Genomic DNA, 16,935 nt, shown 5'->3' on the forward strand with positions numbered 1-16,935 from the left:
GGGAGAGGCGCCCCGCGTGCTCCTGGCGCCGTCGGACATCAGTCGTCGTTCTGGTCGTAGTCGACGCTGATCACGGTCTGCCCGTCGGACTCGGTCTGACAACCCGATCCGTCCATGGTGGGCAGGTCGATCGCCGTGCGGCCGTCGATCAGCGACAACTGCGTGTCGGGGTCGACGCAGGCGGGCGGAAACGGGGCGACGGTCACCGGGTTGGTGATGGCGTCGAGCCCGAACGGCCGGGTGGCGAGCGGGCCGGTCGGCTCCGCGTCCACGGCGATGTTCAGCGTGGGCAGTCGATCGGTCAGAACGGACATGGTGTTGCTTCCCCTCAGGTCGGGTGGTGCGGTTGCCGGCACTGCGTCCGGGGACGGGAGGTGTCGGCCGCCGTGGGGGCATCTGTGGCTGACACACCACTTCGTGATGGGCGTATCAGCACGGATCCACTGTGACCATGCGGGCACTGTCGGTGAACGGCCGGGGCGTATCACTTTCCGAAGTCCTACTGGATGCAGGTGATACGCCCCGTATCACTTGTCAACTGATGATTGTGGAAGTCCCGAGGATGCCGGAGAGCTTCCGAAGCTTGGCGGTGGTCGCGCTGCCGACACTTGCCTTCTGAGCGATCACTCCCGGCAGAGCCTGGTGCCGGGCCCACCCGGGGGCGGCCGAGCACACGTCCAACAGGGTGTCCAGCGCCGTGTCCGACTGCCGGGTCTCCGCCTGGGCGAGGGCGACATCCAGCAGCATCCGGTTGCGCGCGGACGGGGTGAGGCTGGAGGTGTCGCCGATCGACGAGAACAGACTGAGGGCTTTGCCGGGGCGCCCGGTCGACACCGTGATGCCGATGGCCTGCGCGGTGACCGTGGCCGGCCCGAACGCCGTACCGTTCACCGTGACGTCCCGGCCCATCCGAGCGGCGACGGCGTGCCCTTGCGCCAGCAGATCGTCCGCGTCCGCGACGTCGCCCCGCCGTGCCGCGACGACGGCGGCGAAGGTCACGTGCCATCCGTATGTGGCGAGCAGTTCGAGATCACGGTTCCCGTACCGGGGCTCGATCGCCTCGTAGGAAAACCGCGCGGTCCGCTCGGCTTGGTCGAGCCGGGCATCCCGCAGGTAGATCCACGAGCGGCCCGATGCGACCATGGCCGAACGGACGGTATCCCCGGCCTGGTGTGCCTGGTGCTGCGCATGGCCGATACCGGCGTATGCGAGGTCGCGGGCGCCGAACTGGTTCGCCACGTAGGCGGCGAGCCGGTAGGCGTCCGCGAGGAAGCCGGCCGCCGCGTCCCGCTGGTCGGTGGTTGCGGCCCGCAGAGCGGTGGCGGCTTCGCGCAGAGCCGGAGCGACACGCACGCCCGCGCCGACGAAGTCGCCTACGCGGTAGGCCTCCCATGCGGCGGTGAGTCCGGCACCCAGCTCGGCCGGAGGCGGCGGCTGCGCGTCGACACCGACCCCGGCGGCGGTGTCGTGGACGGCGCGGGACAGTTCACGCACCATTGCCCGGTCGGTACCGCGCATCGCGCGTCGGGGCGCCTGCTGGCCGAGGACCACCGATACGTCCGTGTTCAGCGCGGCCGAGATCCGAAGCAACGTCTGAAGGCTCCCGCCGAGATCGCGTTCGGCCTTGCGGATCGTTGCCACCGAGAGTCCCGAGGCGTCGGCGAGTTGTTCCTGGGTCATGTCCGGGCCGCGCAGAAGTTTGATCCGCTCGCCTGTGGTGTAGTCGGTCCAATGCGTCATCCTGGGTTCCTTCCGGGTGCACGGCCGTACTCGGAAGGTACTCGCCACGCCCGGTACGACGGGGCACTTGTCCACTGTTCGCAGCGGCGCGTTCGGCGAGGTCCGAGCCCCAGTCCGACAAGCGCGGGCCCGGACCGCATCCACTGCGGTCCGGGCCTGCGGTGCGTCCCTCGGGACTACGAGCCGGCGGTGGCCGCCTCCAGGGTCGTGGCCATCACCGGGCTGGTGAAGGTGTTCGTCGCGTCGCCCGTGGAGGGGTGGTACGAGCCCCACTTGAGGTAGTTCCGGTCGCCGTCCCAGGTGGTGCCCTTGAACGTGCCCGAGCCCGTCGTGAACGTCTGCTTCACGCCGTCGAACCAGAAGTCGATGGTGCCGTCCGTGCGGCCCAGGCGGATCTTCAGCGCGTAGGAGTGCCACGTGTTGTTGGCCGTCTGCGCGGTCCACAGGGAGTGCGACACGTGGGCGGTGTCCCACTCCTGGAGGCGGACGCGCCCGTTCACGATGTCGATCTCGATCGGGTGGTTGGCCGTGTCGGTGCTCGGCGAGCACTTCAGCTGGAACACGTACCGGCTGTTGGTGTCCTGGATGTCCACCTTGGACGACCAGCCCAGGTAGAAGGTGTCGCCCTCCTTCAGGTCCGGGCTGAGCGTCTCGCAGCGCTCCTCCCCGCCGGCCTGGAAGGCGCGCCACACGTTGCCCTTGGCGGAGTCCTTCACCACCCCGAAGTTGCCGGCCGCGCACTGGACCGCCTTGAACGAGGACGGGCCCGTGCTGGTGCTCGGGGTCCACAGGACCTTGCCCGCGGCGGCGGAGCTGCTCGCGGAGGCCTGGCCGCAGGTGATCGCGAACGTGGCGAGGGCGACGGCCGCGGCGGCGGCCTTGCGGCGGTGGGTCAGAAGGGACATGCCTCTCCCGGGGGGATGAGTGGCGGACACGGGCGAGGAGCGATTCGACCAGCAATCGGCCCGCCCGGCCAGCCGAAACGGCCGACGGAAGATCCTTTTCGGACACTTCCGCCGGCCGCCCTGTTGGCCTGAACCCGGCCCCGCTCCCGGCCGTTACGGGGTGCGCGGCTCCTCGGCGTCCTGGTCGTACGAGGAGGTGCCCTCGTCCAGCAGCGGCTCCTGCGTCTTGAGGTGCGCCGGGGCCAGCGCCCGCAGCACGTGGTAGCCGGTGATGACGACCAGCGTGCCGAGCGCGATGCCGCTGAGGCTGAAGGTGTCGGTGAACTTCAGCGTCACGTTGCCGATGCCGATGATGATGCCCGCCGCGGCCGGCACCAGGTTGAGCGGATTGCGCAGGTCCACCTGGGACTTGGTCCAGATCTGCGCGCCCAGCAGCCCGATCATGCCGTACAGGATCACGGTGATCCCGCCGAGCACCCCGCCCGGGATCGCGGCCACGATCGCGCCGAACTTCGGGCACAGGCCGAACAGCAGCGCGAAGCCGGCCGCCGCCCAGTACGCCGCCGTCGAGTAGACCCTGGTGGCGGCCATGACGCCGATGTTCTCCGAGTACGTGGTGTTCGGCGGGCCGCCGACCGCGGTGGAGAGCATGGAGCCGACGCCGTCCGCGGAGATCGCGGTGCCCAGCTTGTCGTCCAGGTTCGAGCCCGTCATCTCGCCGACGGCCTTGACGTGCCCGGCGTTCTCCGCGACCAGCGCGATCACCACGGGCAGCGCGACCAGGATCGCCGACCACTGGAAGGACGGGCCGTGGAAGGTCGGCAGGCCGACCCAGTCCGCCTTGCCGACGCCCGACAGGTCCAGGCGCCAGTGGTCGGTCATGTGACCGCCGCCGTCCACCGAGTGGATCTTCCCGAAGACCCGGTCGAACAGCCAGGAGATCCCGTAGCCGAACAGCAGCCCCAGGAAGATCGCCACCCGCGACCAGAAGCCGCGCAGGCACACCACGGCCAGGCCGGTGAACAGCATCACCAGCAGCGCCGTCCACTGGTCCTGCGGCCAGTACACCGAGGCGGTCACCGGGGCGAGGTTGAAGCCGATCAGCATGACCACCGCGCCGGTGACGATCGGCGGCATCGCGGCGTGGATGATGCGCGCCCCGAACCGCTGGACCGCCACACCCACCAGGAACAGCGCCACGCCCACCACGAACACCGCGCCGGTCACCGTCGCGCTGGTGCCGCCCTGCGCCCGGATCACCGCGGCCACGCCCACGAAGGACAGCGAGCAGCCCAGGTAGCTGGGCACCCGGCCCTTGGTGGCCAGCAGGAAGATCACGGTCGACACGCCGGACATCATGATGGCGAGGTTGGGGTCGAGCCCCATCAGCACGGGCGCCACGAAACTCGCCCCGAACATCGCCACCACGTGCTGGGCGCCGAGGCCTGCCGTGCGGGGCCAGGAGAGCCGTTCATCGGGACGGACCACCGCCCCCGGTGCGGGCGTGCGCCCGTCACCGTGCAGCTTCCAGCGCACGCCGAGATCCATGGTGTTTCGCTTTCTCTGTACTTCCGGGGAACTGTCCGCACCATTCTCGTGGCCGCCGGATGTCCCGGCGATCACACGGACCCGCGTGAGCTGCGGATACGTGCGACGAGGCCCGACGGGCCCGGTGCTGTCGGGGATCTTACGGCCACCGCCCGCGCACCGCGGATCCGGCCGCGCGCCACAGGATCCGGCTACGGGCCGGATGCCCGTTCGCGGGGTGTCACCCGTGCGGGTGCATCACCGCGTCGCCGCCGCTCGGACGGGCCGGCCGGCCTGAAGACTGGCCGCATCCGTAGGACCTAGCGAAGGACGTGCCATGGCGGAAGAGCTGTACGCGACGCTGAAGACCAACAAGGGCGACATCGTGATCCGGCTGCTGCCGAACCACGCCCCCAAGACCGTGAAGAACTTCGTGGAGCTCGCCAACGGCGAGCGGGAGTGGATCGACCCGGAGACCGGCGAGAAGACCACGGACAAGCTGTACGACGGCACGGTCTTCCACCGGGTCATCGAGGGCTTCATGATCCAGGGCGGCGACCCCCTGGGCAACGGGACCGGCGGCCCCGGGTACAAGTTCGCGGACGAGTTCCACCCGGACCTGGCCTTCACCAAGCCCTACCTGCTGGCCATGGCCAACGCCGGACCGGGCACCAACGGCTCCCAGTTCTTCATCACCGTCGGGGCGACCACCTGGCTCACCGGCAAGCACACCATCTTCGGCGAGGTCGCCGACGAGGCCGGCCGGAAGGTCGTCGACGCCATCGCGACGGCGGAGACCAACCCCCGCAACGACCGCCCGGTCCAGGACGTGGTCATCGAGAAGGTCGTCATCGAGACCCGCTGACCGGAAGACCCTCCCCGGGCGCCCGGCCACGGGCGCCCGGCCCCGGAACGGCGCGCGCCCGGTGACGACCCGTTCCACCGCACCGCCCCGCCGTTTCATCCCCGCGTTCCAGGGCCCCGGCATTCCCCCTGCTCGGAGCCCGTTCCAGCGTCCCGCCGTCCCTGATCGGCCGTTGACCCTTGCGGCCGGGACGGATCACCGCGCAGGCTCCGGTCGTCCGGGCACCGCACCGACCCGGGCACCGCACCGACCCGGGCACCGAAGGGCCGCGGCCGCACCGAGACTTCACCGGCCGTCCACTTCCACGGCCCCTCGGGCGACGAGAGTGTCGGCGCGGGAAGCAACCCTTCGCCGCCCGTCGGGGGTCTGTACATCGACGACTCGTTCAAGGTCACCTACTGGCAGCGGACCATGGACGACGCCGTCACCTGGTGGTTCCCGGACGCGGCGGCCCCGGTCCCGCCTCCGTCGTCCCGGGCGCCCGGGGCGACGCTCCGCGATCGAAAGATCGCCTGGTGTCATAAGCTTGTCATATACATCTAATCCATCTAAGGGGGGTGCGTGGAGTTCCGACTGCTGGGCTCGGTGGCCGTGGTGGCCGCGGACGGCCGGGAGCTTCCGGCCGGATCGGCGAAGCGCCGCAGCCTGCTCGCCATGCTGCTGCTGAACCCCGGAGCACCGGTCACCGTCGAACGGCTCACCGAGACCCTCTGGGACGAGGAGCCGCCCCGGCACTCGCGCACCGTCATCCACAACCACGTCTCCGGGCTGCGCGCCCTGCTCACCGCCCACGACGCCCCCGCCGCCGGCGTCGAACTCGTCACCGACAACGGCGCCTACCTGCTGCGGGCCCCCGACCACGCGGTGGACACCGTACGGTTCGAACAGCTGGTGGTCCGCGCCCGCGCCCTGGAGGACGCCGCCGAGGCCGCCGCCGCCCTGCGCGAGGCACTCGCCCTCTGGCGGGGCCCCGCCCTCGCCGGCACCATCCCCGGCCTGCCGCTGCAGTGCGCCGCCCAGGCCCTGGAGGAACTGCGGCTGGCCGCCGCCGAGGAACTGGCCCGCGCCCACGGCCGGCTCGGCGACCACGGCGCGGCCGCGAACCTGCTGCACGCCGAGGCCACCGCCAACCCGCTGCGCGAACCGCTGGTCGCCGACCTCATGCACGCGCTCGGCCGCGCGGGGCGCCGCTCGGAGGCCCTGGACTGGTTCCACCGCACCCGCCGCGCCCTGGCCGAGGAACTCGGCATGGACCCCGGACCGGAACTCACCGACGCCCACGACCGCCTGCTGCGCACCGACCTGCCGCAGCGCACCGACGTGCCGCAGCGCACCGACCTGCCGCAGCGCGGCGAGGCCCCGCGGCACACCGAGGCCCCGGCGGGCCGGTCCGACCGGGTGCCGCCGCCCCGACTGCCCGGCGACCAGGAGCAGCCGGCCGTCCGGGCCGCGTCCGACCGCGCACCGGCCGACCGGGTCCCGCCCGCGCGGGTCCCCACCGTCGGCGGTCTGACCTCCGTCCCCGACCGGGCCCCCGGCCCCGAACCGCTGCCGGCCGCAGCCCCCGAGCCCGCCCCCGCCGCCGCGTCGGTGCTCGCCCCCGTCCCCGCGCCCGCCCCCGTGCGTCCGGCGCCCTGGCACCAGCCCGCGCCCTGGCCCTTCCCCCGCCGCCCGCGCGGCTTCGCCGGCCGGGAGGACGAACTGGCCGCGCTCGACCGGGCCACCGCCGCCCCCGGCGCCGTCGCCGTGCTCACCGGCGGCGCCGGCGTCGGCAAGACCACCCTCGCCCTGTACTGGGCGCACCGCCGCCAGCAGGACTTCCCCGACGGCCGGCTCTTCGTCGACCTGTGCGGCCACAGCCCGCTGCCGGAGCGCGACACCGCCGCCGTCCTGCGCGAACTGCTGCTCGCCCTGGGCCTGCCCGCCGAGCAGATGCCCGCCACCCCCGAGGCGATGGCCGCCCGCTACCGGGAACTGACCGCCACCCGCCGGATGCTGATCGTCCTGGACAACGCCCGCCGCTCCGAGCAGGTCCGCCCGCTGCTGCCCGACGGCGACGACTGCGTCACCCTGGTCACCAGCCGCGACCGGCTCGGCGGGCTGGTCGCCTCCGACGCCGCCCGCCCGGTGCCGCTCGCCGAACTCTCCTCCCCGCAGGCCGTCGGCCTGCTCGCCGCGACCCTCGGCCCCGACCCAGTCGCCGCCGAACCCGAGGCCGCCGCCCGCCTGGCCGGCCTGTGCGACGGCCTGCCGCTGGCCCTGCGGCTGGCCGCCGCCCGCCTCGCCACCGGCCCGGCCCGCGCGCTGGCCGCGCTCGCCGAGGAACTCGCCGTCGAGCAGGACCGCCTGAACCTCCTCGACGTCGAGGACACCAGCGTGGCCGCCGCCCTCGCGCTGACCGTCCAGCACCTGAGCGAACCCGTCCGCCGCACGTTCCGCAGCCTCGGTGCCCACACCGGCGCCACCCTCGACAGCCGCACCGCCGCCGCCCTGGCCGGCTGCCGCCCCGACGAGGCCGCCGACGCGCTGGCCCAACTGGCCACCGCCCACCTGATCGTGGAGATCGGCCGGGACGCCTACACCCTGCACGACCTGGTCCGCCTCTACGCCCGCAGCCTGCCCGGCGACACCGACACCCAGGTGCTGCCCCGCCTGCTCGACCACCTGCTGAACACCCTGCTCACCGCCTGCTCCGCCGCCGAACCCGGCAGCGAACCGTGCTGCACCCTGCCGCCCGGCACCCGCCGTCCCGCCGAGGTCCGCCCCTTCCCCGACCGGGCGGGCGCGCTCGCCTGGTACGCCGCCGAACGCGACACCCTGCGCGGCGCGGTCGAGGCGGCGGTCGCCGCCGGACTGCACGACCGCGCCTGGCGCCTGGTGCTGCTCCAGTGGCCGCTGATCGTCTGGCAGGTCCGGGACGGCTGGGCGCCGCTGCTCGAACACGGCCTGGCCGCCGCCGAGGCCGACCGCGACCCCGGCGCCCAGTCCCGCGCCCGGGCCCTGCTGGGCTGGGTCCTGCTGGAGGAGGGCCGCCCCGAACAGGCCCTCGTCCACCTGGAACGCGCCCCCGACCTCGCCGCCCGGGCCGGCGACAGCACCGCCCAGGCCGTCGCCCTGGTCAACCTCGCCGTCGCCCTCGCCCGCCACGGCGACCGGGCCGGCCGCGCCCGGGCGCGCGGCCTGCTGGTGAAGGCCCTGTCCCTGGCCGAACGGGCCGGGCGCGCCGACCTCGTCGCCCTCGCCCGCCAGCACCTGGCCGACGAGTGCCTGGCCGCCGGCGCCGCCGAGGAGGCCGCCCACCACGCCGCCCGCGGCCTGGCCGTCGCCGAGCCGCCCTTCCCGGTCGCCCGCCGGGTGGTCCTGCAGACCCTCTACGGCCGCGCCCTGGCCGCCACCGGCCGGCCGGAGGAGGCCGCGCTCCACCTCGGGGCCGCCCTGCGCACCGCCCGCGACCACCAGTACGGGGAGGGCGAGTCGGAGGCCGGCGCGGCCCTGCGCGCCCTGTCGGCCGGCACCCCCGCGGTGGCGGGCGCCGTCGCGACGGTCACCGCCGGAGCGACGGCCACCGCAGGCGCGCAGCACTGACGGCGCGCGGCACCGGCGGCGCGCGGCACTGACGGCCGCGCAGCACTGACGGGCCGTCCCGCCGGGAAGGATGAACAGCACGGGGGGAGCCCGGGCAGCGGGCGAAGCCGGCACACCACCTGCCCGAGGGGGTTTCGCGATGACCACACCGCCGGAGCCGAACCGTCAGACCGAGCTGCTGGAGCTGTACAAGCTCGCCGTGGAGATGGCCGACCGGGTCTCGGCCCGCCGGGGCAACGCCAACACCTTCTTCCTGTCCGTGCAGACCGCGCTGGTCACCCTGATCGGCTTCGGCATACCCAAGCTGTCGGAGTCCCCGTGGTGGGTGGCGACGGCCGTCGCGCTGGCCGGCATCACGCTCTCCGGCGCCTGGTGGATGCAGCTGCGCAGCTACCGGGACCTCAACGGCGCCAAGTTCCAGGTCATCAACAGCATGGAGGAGAAGCTGTCCGCGCGGATCTACACCGACGAGTGGGACGTCCTGCGCAACGCCGCGGCGCCCGGCCGGCGCCACCGGCACTACACCGAACTCGGCACCACCGAACGGCTCGTGCCGATGATATTCGCGGTGGCTCATCTGATCCTGCTCACGGGCACGCTCGCCACCGGCACACTGGCCGTATGAGCCACCTCGATCCCATCGCCGACCTGATCCGCTCCTGCCTGCCCTCGGAGGCCAGACCCCCCGCGGGCTCCGACGACCTCTTCCGCATCTACGCCGTGCTGCTCCAGGCCAAGGGCGAGCAGGTCACCGACGAGGACGTCCACAACGCCTGGACGGCCTGGACCCAGACCACCGACGACACCCACAAGGCCCTGGTGCCCTTCGACGACCTCGACGCCCGCACCCGCGCCCTCGACGCCCCGTACACCCTCGCCATCCGCACCGCCGCCCGCCGCCTCCACCACCCCACCGTGCGTTAGGGATCCGGGGCCGGCACCGCGGGCCGCCGGGTTCTCCGGCCGCCCGCCCGGGCGCCCGTCCGGGATTCACGAAACCTCCACGCGGCGTCGCTGCATCGATCGGCCGGGGCGGGGTATCCGGGGCGTTCGACCGTGCCGACAAGAGGAAGGACTCCGATGGTCACGACCACTGGTGAACTGACCGCCTCCGCCGCTTCGCCGACGAAGGACCCCTCCCGCACGGCCGGCTCCGCCACGGCGGGGCTGCGCGACCTGCTGCCACCGGAGCTGGCCGCCGCCGAGGACCTGCGGGAGGTCGCCCCGTCCGACGCCCGTGAGCTGACCCGGGTGCTGCTGCGCCGGCTCGCCGCGCTGGAGGAGGGCACCCGGGAGTACTCGTACGTGCGGGCCACCCTGGTGGAGATGAACCTGTCGCTGGTGAGGTTCGCGATCCGCCGCTTCAATGCCCACCGGGAGCCGCAGGAGGACCTGCTGCAGGTCGGCGCGGTGGGCCTGATCAAGGCCATCGACCGCTTCGACCCGGAGCTGGGCGCCGAGTTCACCACCTTCGCGCTGCCCACCGTGCTCGGCGAGATCCGCCGCCACTTCCGCGACACCACCTGGGCCGTCCACGTGCCCCGCCGCCTCCAGGAGCTGCGGATCGCCCTGGCCAAGGCCCAGGAGCGGCTGGCCCAGGAACTGGACCGGGCGCCCACGGTGGCCGAACTGGCCGACCACCTCCAACTCGCCGAGGAGGAGGTGGTGGAGGGCCTGACCGCCTCGAACGGGCACACCGCGGGCTCCCTGGACACCGGAACCGAGGACGACGACCGCCCCGGCTGCCTGGGCGAACGCCTCGGCGAGGAGGACCCGGACCTCTCCAGGGTGGAGGACCTGGTGGCGCTCAAGCCGCTGGTCGCCGCCCTGCCGGAACGCGAGCGGCAGATCCTGTCGATGCGCTTCTGCGAGGACCTGACGCAGTCGCAGATCGGCGCCCGCCTGGGGCTGTCCCAGATGCACGTCTCCCGGCTGCTCTCCCGCACCCTGCGGCGCCTGCGCGAGGGACTGGAGGAGGACTGAGGGCGCCCGGAGCCCCGGCACCCGCTTGGCCGCGGCACGCCGCCTACGTAAGGTCGGAGGGCACGGACACGAGGGGACGACGATGATGCCATCCGACAACGACCAGCGGGGCCTCGCGCCGGCGGCCTCCCCCTACCGTGCGGAGCTCGCGGTACGGACCCGACCCGCGGCGGGCGGCGCGGTGGTCTGCGCCCTGGCGGGCGACCTCGACATCGAGACGCTCGCCCCCGCCGCCGACACGCTCACCGCCCTGGTCGCCCGGCGGCCCGGCGCGGTGGTGATCGACCTCGCGGGGGTGGGATTCTGCGACTCCTCCGGACTGAACCTCCTGCTCAAGACCCGCCTCGCGGCGGGGGAGGAGGGCGTGGGGCTGCACCTGGCCGCGGTGCCGCCCACCGTCATGCGGGTCCTCGAACTGACCGGCACCCGGGCGGTGTTCTCCATCCACGGCTCGGCCGAGGAGGCCCTGGCGGCCTGAGCCGGCCGGGCACGCCGCCGCGGGGCGGGTGCCCGCGCGTGTCGCGGGTGCCGCGCACCCGGCGCCGGGGAAGGCATAATCCCGGGAGCGCCGGGAAACCGACATGCGAACCGCCGTCGATCCGAAGGGTGCCCTCATATGACGATGAGCCGGGGAACCCTGGACGGCGACGCGCACCGGGCCGGGCCCGCCCTGCCGCCCGGTGGCCAGCGCCGCCGGCTGCCGCTGGCCGGGCTCCCCAAGCCGGTCGCCCGGGCCCGGGCCTTCACCGCCGAGGCGGTCGGCGACTGGTACCCGCCCGCCGGGGCGCCCGGTGCACCCGGCGCGCCCGGTGCCCACGAGGGCGTCGGCGCGGACGTCGTGCTGCTGGTGGCGGAACTGGTGGCCAACGCCATGCTGCACGGGGACGGCCCGCTGGAGCTGGTCCTGGACGCCACCGGGCAGCGCCTGCGGGTGGAGGTCAGCGACCGCAGCCCGGCCATGCCGGTGCTGCGCCTGCCGCACGAGCCGGCCCTGCCCGGCGGCCACGGCCTGTTCATCGTGGAGCGCACCGCCGACCGCTGGGGCGCCGAGCCGAACGGCCGGGGCAAGGCGATCTGGGCCGAGTTCGACGCCCACCGGCTGACCCGCCGCTGACCCGCGGCCGCCCCGCCGCTGACCTGCCGTCGAACCGCGGCCGACGCGCGGGCCGCCCCGCCGCCGACCCCGCGGCCCCGCCCCGCCGCCGGCCCGTCGATCGGTCGACCGTTTGATCATGGGGCGTCAAGTTGTCTGTACAGCTCGGGGTCTCTTGCCGGTCATCGGCCCGTCATCGGACACCACGGCTGCGTCCACCTCGGTCTCGTACACATAACGGGTCCGGTCCGAACCGCGCGGCCGGCCCCCGTACCGAGGAACCGCGGTCCGTCAGCAAGGAGCCCCACCCCGATGAGTCCGAAGCCCGAACTGTCGCGCCGCAGCGTCCTCGGCGGCGCGGCGGCGGCCGCGGTGCTGTCCGCCCTCCCGCTCAGCGTCCAGCAGGCACTCGCCGCACCGGCCCGGCCCGGACGGCTGGCGGACATCCAGCACGTCGTGGTGCTCATGCAGGAGAACCGCGCCTTCGACCACTACTTCGGCACCCTGGCGGGCGTGCGGGGCTTCGGCGACCGCACCGCCGTGCGCGGCGTCGACGGCCGCTCGGTGTTCCACCAGCCCGACCCCGGCCGCAAGGAGGGCTACCTGCTGCCCTTCGCGATGAACGCCGCCCACACCAACGCCTACCAGCAGGGCGCGCCCGCCTTCGGCTACGGCGACTCCATGAACGCCTGGAACGACGGCCGCGCCGACGGCTCCGTCACCCGCCGCTCCTCCGGTTGGCTCGGCCAGGGCTACTACGAGTCCGCCGACATGCCCTTCTACCACGCCCTCGCCTCGGTGTTCACGGTCTGCGACGCCTACTACGCCTCCGTGCAGTGCAACACCAACACCAACCGCGACCACCTGATGACCGGCACCAGCGGCGGCACCGTCCGGGACACCCCGGTGACCGACAACACCGAGATCCCCGGCGGCTACGAGTGGACCACCTACGCCGAGCGCCTGGAGAAGGCCGGCGTCAGCTGGAAGACCTACCAGGCCCTCGACAACTTCGACGACAACGCCCTCGCCTGGTTCGCCCCCTTCGTCAAGGCCAAGCCCGGTGAGCCGCTGTACGAGCGCGGCATGCGCGCCGTCGGCGACCCGGCCAAGGCGAAGGACCCCTTCGCCATGGGCGACGCCCTGGTCGAGGCCTTCACCGCCGACGTCCAGGCCGACCGCCTCCCGCAGGTCTCCTGGATCGTCGCCCCCGCCGCGCTGTCCGAGCACGCCAACTACGCGCCGCCGAACGGCGAACACCTCACCTCCCGGCTGCTGTCCGCGCTCGCCGCCAAGCCCGAGGTGTTCCAGAAGACCGTCTTCATCCTCAACTACGACGAGCACGGCGGCTTCTTCGACCACCAGCTGCCGCCCGTCCCGCCGCTGGCCGAGGGCCGCGGCAAGTCCAACGTCCCGGTCGACGGCGAGGTCGTCGTCCGCGTCTCCAAGGGCTCCTCCACCTACCACCGGGTCGTCGGCCAGGACGGCAGGTACCGGGTCAAGGCCGCCGACGGCACCCTCACCTGGTCCGACACCCTCCCCGCCGGCGAGACCCTGGTCTCCGGCCCCTACCCGATGGGCCTGGGCGTACGGGTGCCGATGGTCGTCGTCTCCCCGTGGACCCGCGGCGGCGTCGTCGACTCCACCGTCTACGACCACACCTCCGTGCTGCGCTTCCTGGAACAGCGCTTCGGTGTCCAGGAGCCCAACATCAGCCCCTGGCGGCGCGCGGTCTGCGGCGACCTCACCAACGTCTTCGACTTCTCCGGCCGCAACCCCGCCTGGCCGCAACTGCCCGACACCAGCGGCAACCGCCAGAAGGTCGTCGACACCGGCAAGCTCCCCGCCCCCACCGTGCCCAGCCCGCAGACCTTCCCGAAGCAGGAACGCGGCACCCGCTCCGCCCGCCCCGCCCCGTACAACCTGCTCGTCAAGCCCCGCCTCAAGGGCGACGAACTGACCCTCGACTTCGTCAACCAGGGCCGCCAGGGCGCCGTCCTCGCCGTCTACCCCGCCCCCGGCGAGGCCCCCAAGCACTACACCGTGGCCGCGAAGAGCCGCCTGTCCGACGTCTGGAAGGTCGGCCCCGCCGGCTACGACCTGCGCGTCCACGGCCCCGACGGCGCCCTGTGGCACCTGCGCGGCGACACCGCCTCCGCCTACGAGGTCTCGCTCTCCGAGGAGAGCGACGGCAAGGTCCTGGAGGTCGACGTCATCAACCGCTCGCGCACCGCCCGGACCTTCCTGGTCGGCGACCTCGCCTACGGCGACGGCCTGCGCGAGGTCCGCGTGGCGGCCGGCGACGACCGCACCGTCAACCTCAAGGTCGGCCCCGAGGGCTGGTACGACGTCGCCGTCGCCGTCCAGGGCGACCTCGGCTTCCGCCGCCGCATCGCCGGCCGCTTCCCCTGGGACGACCGCACCGTCACCGACCCCGCGCTCGGCCTGGCCGACCCGCTCACCGTGAACCTCGCCCTCGGCGCCGCCTCCACCACCATCGACGAACCCGTCCTGCTGCCCGGACGCCCCGCCACGATCACCGCCACCCTCACCGCCACCACCGCCCTCACCCGCCTGGAGGCCCAGCCGCTGCTCCCGCCCGGCTGGAGCGCCACCACCGTCACCGCCGCGCCCGACCGGCTCGCCGCCGGCGCCGCCGCCACCGCCGTCTGGCAGGTCACCCCGCCCGCCCAGCTGCCCGCCACCGCCACCCACCGCCTGCTGGTCACCGCCCGCGCCCAGGCCGACAGCCGCTTCGCCCTCGCCGACGGCGAACTCGCCGCCCGCCCCGCCCCGGTGATGACCGGCCACCTCCTCGACGAGGACTTCGAGTCCCTCGCCGACACCCTCAAGCCCGAGGCCGGCGTCCTCGGCTGGACCGCCCAGGCCCCCAAGGGCTGGACGGTCGTCAACGCCCCCGCCATGCCGCAGGGCACCGTCCGCCTCCAGGGCTGGACCTTCCACACCAAGCGCGAGTGGTCCGTCCCCGCCGGCCAGGACCGCGGCAACTTCACCCGCGCCCTGGGCGTCGTCGCCGTCGCCGACCCCGACGACTGGGACGACACCGGCTCGCCCTCCCGCAAGGGCGTCTTCGACTCCACCCTGGTCTCGCCCGCCGTCGCCGTCCCGGCCGGCACCGGCACCCTCCACCTCGCCCTCGACTCCCACTACCGCCAGGAGGCCCCGCAGAAGGCCTCCGTCACCGCCGTCTTCGACAACGGCACCGAGACCCGCCTGCTCGCCTACGGCTCCGACGCCACCGGCAACGACAACGCCGGCAAGGACGTGCAGAACACCCGGATCACCCGCAGCTTCGCCGTCCCGGCCGGAGCCCGCTCGGTGACCCTCAGGTTCCGCATGTACGACGCCGGCAACAACTGGTACTGGGCCGTCGACCACATCCGCCTCGACACCCGCCCCATCACCGGCTGACACCCCCGCCCCACCCGGGCCCGCCCGAGCCTCCGCGCCCGGGCGGGCCCGGCCCGTACCGGCGGCCCCGTGTGCCAGGTAGAACTACTGCCACGACCACAGGGGAGGAAACCGAAGGTGATCGACACGACGACCCCGGCCGGCCGGGCCGCCCAGCTCCACGACCGCTACCCCAGCCTCGACGAACTCACCGCCACAGCCAACCAGTTGGCCGACCAGCGGCCCGACCTGTGCCGGGTGCGCACCGTCGGCACCTCCCGCGCCGGACGCCCCCTGACCCTGCTGACCGTCGGCCGCGGCCCGCACAACCTCCTCGTCGTCGCCGGCGCCCACGCCGACGAGTTCGCCGGCCGGGCCGCCGTCACCGACCTCGCCCACCACGCCCTCACGGACCAACACCCGGGCCTGGCCTGGCACTTCCTGCTCTGCCTCGACCCCGACGGCGCCCACCTCGCCGACGGCAGCCGCACCGCCCGCACCCTGCGGGCCTACTACGACCACTACTACCGCCCCGCCGCCGAGGACCAGCCCGAATGGGCCCCCGCCATCGGCTCCGACCTCCCCGAGAGCCGCACCCTCCTCCACCTCATCGACGAACTGCGCCCCACCCTCCAGTTCTCCCTGCACAGCACCGACGTCGGCGGCACCTTCGTCCAGGCCACCGGCGACCCCGCCGCCCTCGCCGACCCCTTCACCCGCTCCGCCGCCGACCTCGGCATCCCCGTCGAGATCGGCAACTTCGACACCTTCCACCTGCACGAATCCGGCCCCGGCCTCTACCTCATGGCCCCCCACCACATCGACCACCAGGAGACCGCCACCGGCATGCTCACCCCCCGCCAGGACGGCGGCGGCCGGGCCGGCACCTGGTTCGCCCCCCAGCGCCACGGCGGCCAGACCGTCCTGGTCGAAGTCCCCGCCTGGACCAGCGCCCACCTCGGCGACACCCGCCCCGCCGAAGCCGTCCGCCTGTACCTGCGCACCTGCGCCGACCGCCTGCGCCACCGCGGCACACTCCTCACCGCGCTCCTCGACGCCGCCCTGCCCTACGTACGAAACCCCGACACCCCCCTGCTGCGCGCCGCCCGCACCCCGCTCACCGCCCTGCACCAACTCGCCGACCAATGGGACCCGGACGTCCACGGACAGGACCTCCTGCGCACCCCGCTCACCCGCGCCCGCCTCACCGGCATCGACCTGTGGGCCCACCGCGTCCCGGTCCGCGCCGCCGCCCTGCTGCGCCGCGCCGTCCGCGTCGCCGGCGCCCCCGCCGCACCCCAGGCCGCCCGCCTCGACCACCTCCTGCGCGACTGGTGCGCCCAGTACCAGCGGACCTTCCAGCCCGTCCGGCTCCCCGTCGCCCGCCAGGCCGCCCACCAGGCCAACACCGTCCGCGCCGCCGTCGCCCTGCGCCACCCGGAGCCCTAGGCGTTCGTGCCCTCGGTGTCGATGTGCGGCAGCACCCGGTCCAGGAACCGCGGCGTCCACCAGGCCGCCGCCCCCAGCAGCGTCATCACCGCCGGAACCAGCAGCAGCCGCACCACCGTCGCGTCCACCAGCACGCTCACGGCCAGGCCCAGCCCCATCATCTTGATCACCACGTTGTCGCTGACGATGAACGCGGCGAACACGCTCACCATGATCAGCGCCGCACAGCTGATCACCCGCGCGGTGATCTCCAGCGCGTGCGCCACGGCGTCGGGGGGGGGGGCCCGGGGCGCCCCCCCCCCCCGGGCCCCCCCCCACCCCCAGCCAGAGGTTGTCCCAGAACAAGCCCCCCCAAAAGGGCGACACAAAAGAAGGAC

13 protein-coding genes and 1 pseudogene are annotated in these 16,935 nt (G+C 73.7%); 9 read left to right on the forward strand and 5 right to left on the reverse strand.

Going from position 1 to position 16,935, the window contains the following annotated elements; translation table 11 throughout:
- Positions 1–38: 38 nt before the first annotated feature.
- The 4 genes from ACFWJ4_RS28110 to ACFWJ4_RS28125 all read right to left on the reverse strand — a co-directional run bounded on the left by ACFWJ4_RS28110 (position 39) and on the right by ACFWJ4_RS28125 (position 4,193).
- Entirely contained in the window at positions 39–314 is a 276-nt protein-coding gene (locus ACFWJ4_RS28110; protein ID WP_380548475.1) for a hypothetical protein, read from the reverse strand.
- Positions 315–534: 220 nt separating this feature from the next.
- Positions 535–1,740, reverse strand: a complete 1,206-nt coding sequence (locus ACFWJ4_RS28115; RefSeq protein WP_380548478.1) for a helix-turn-helix domain-containing protein — start codon at positions 1,738–1,740, stop codon at positions 535–537.
- A 176-nt stretch (positions 1,741–1,916) separates the two neighbouring features.
- Positions 1,917–2,645: a heparin lyase I family protein gene (locus tag ACFWJ4_RS28120; RefSeq protein WP_359910753.1), complete on the reverse strand. Its 729-nt coding sequence runs from the start codon at positions 2,643–2,645 to the stop codon at positions 1,917–1,919.
- A gap of 153 nt (positions 2,646–2,798) precedes the next feature.
- A complete protein-coding gene (locus ACFWJ4_RS28125; protein WP_380548481.1) occupies positions 2,799–4,193 on the reverse strand; it encodes a uracil-xanthine permease family protein in 1,395 nt (464 codons plus the stop codon).
- Between the two features lie 316 nt (positions 4,194–4,509).
- Between ACFWJ4_RS28125 and ACFWJ4_RS28130 the strand changes: the two genes are divergently transcribed.
- The 9 genes from ACFWJ4_RS28130 (at position 4,510) to ACFWJ4_RS28170 (ending at position 16,558) form a co-directional block, all read left to right on the forward strand.
- Positions 4,510–5,037: a peptidylprolyl isomerase gene (locus tag ACFWJ4_RS28130; protein ID WP_380356026.1), complete on the forward strand. Its 528-nt coding sequence runs from the start codon at positions 4,510–4,512 to the stop codon at positions 5,035–5,037.
- A gap of 561 nt (positions 5,038–5,598) precedes the next feature.
- Positions 5,599–8,622 (forward strand): BTAD domain-containing putative transcriptional regulator, encoded by a 3,024-nt coding sequence (locus ACFWJ4_RS28135; protein WP_380548484.1) that lies wholly within the window; start codon positions 5,599–5,601, stop codon positions 8,620–8,622.
- Between the two features lie 139 nt (positions 8,623–8,761).
- Complete coding sequence (locus tag ACFWJ4_RS28140) at positions 8,762–9,247, forward strand: hypothetical protein (protein ID WP_359910765.1); 486 nt, start codon at positions 8,762–8,764, stop codon at positions 9,245–9,247.
- Positions 9,244–9,546 carry a hypothetical protein gene (locus ACFWJ4_RS28145; RefSeq protein ID WP_380356020.1) on the forward strand — a complete coding sequence of 101 codons (303 nt, stop codon included), beginning with the start codon at positions 9,244–9,246 and terminating at the stop codon, positions 9,544–9,546. The genes ACFWJ4_RS28140 and ACFWJ4_RS28145 overlap by 4 nt, the downstream gene beginning before the upstream one ends.
- Before the next feature lie 156 nt (positions 9,547–9,702).
- On the forward strand, positions 9,703–10,605 hold the full coding sequence (locus ACFWJ4_RS28150) for a SigB/SigF/SigG family RNA polymerase sigma factor (RefSeq protein WP_359910774.1): 903 nt from the start codon (positions 9,703–9,705) through the stop codon (positions 10,603–10,605).
- Between the two features lie 82 nt (positions 10,606–10,687).
- Positions 10,688–11,083: an STAS domain-containing protein gene (locus tag ACFWJ4_RS28155; protein WP_380356015.1), complete on the forward strand. Its 396-nt coding sequence runs from the start codon at positions 10,688–10,690 to the stop codon at positions 11,081–11,083.
- Positions 11,084–11,221: 138 nt separating this feature from the next.
- Positions 11,222–11,719, forward strand: coding sequence for an ATP-binding protein (locus ACFWJ4_RS28160; RefSeq protein WP_380548487.1), 498 nt, complete (start codon positions 11,222–11,224; stop codon positions 11,717–11,719).
- A 291-nt stretch (positions 11,720–12,010) separates the two neighbouring features.
- On the forward strand, positions 12,011–15,130 hold the full coding sequence (locus ACFWJ4_RS28165) for a phosphocholine-specific phospholipase C (protein WP_380548490.1): 3,120 nt from the start codon (positions 12,011–12,013) through the stop codon (positions 15,128–15,130).
- Positions 15,131–15,247: 117 nt separating this feature from the next.
- A complete protein-coding gene (locus ACFWJ4_RS28170) occupies positions 15,248–16,558 on the forward strand; it encodes a M14 family zinc carboxypeptidase (protein ID WP_380548493.1) in 1,311 nt (436 codons plus the stop codon).
- Here the strand turns inward: ACFWJ4_RS28170 and ACFWJ4_RS28175 are convergent.
- Positions 16,555–16,827, reverse strand: a pseudogene (locus ACFWJ4_RS28175) (MMPL family transporter); the annotation flags it as partial. The gene ACFWJ4_RS28170 and the pseudogene ACFWJ4_RS28175 sit on opposite strands and share 4 nt — an antisense overlap.
- Positions 16,828–16,935 lie beyond the last annotated feature (108 nt).

It is taken from the genome of Kitasatospora sp. NPDC127067, assembly GCF_042724755.1.
Taxonomy (GTDB): domain Bacteria; phylum Actinomycetota; class Actinomycetes; order Streptomycetales; family Streptomycetaceae; genus Kitasatospora; species Kitasatospora lactacystinica.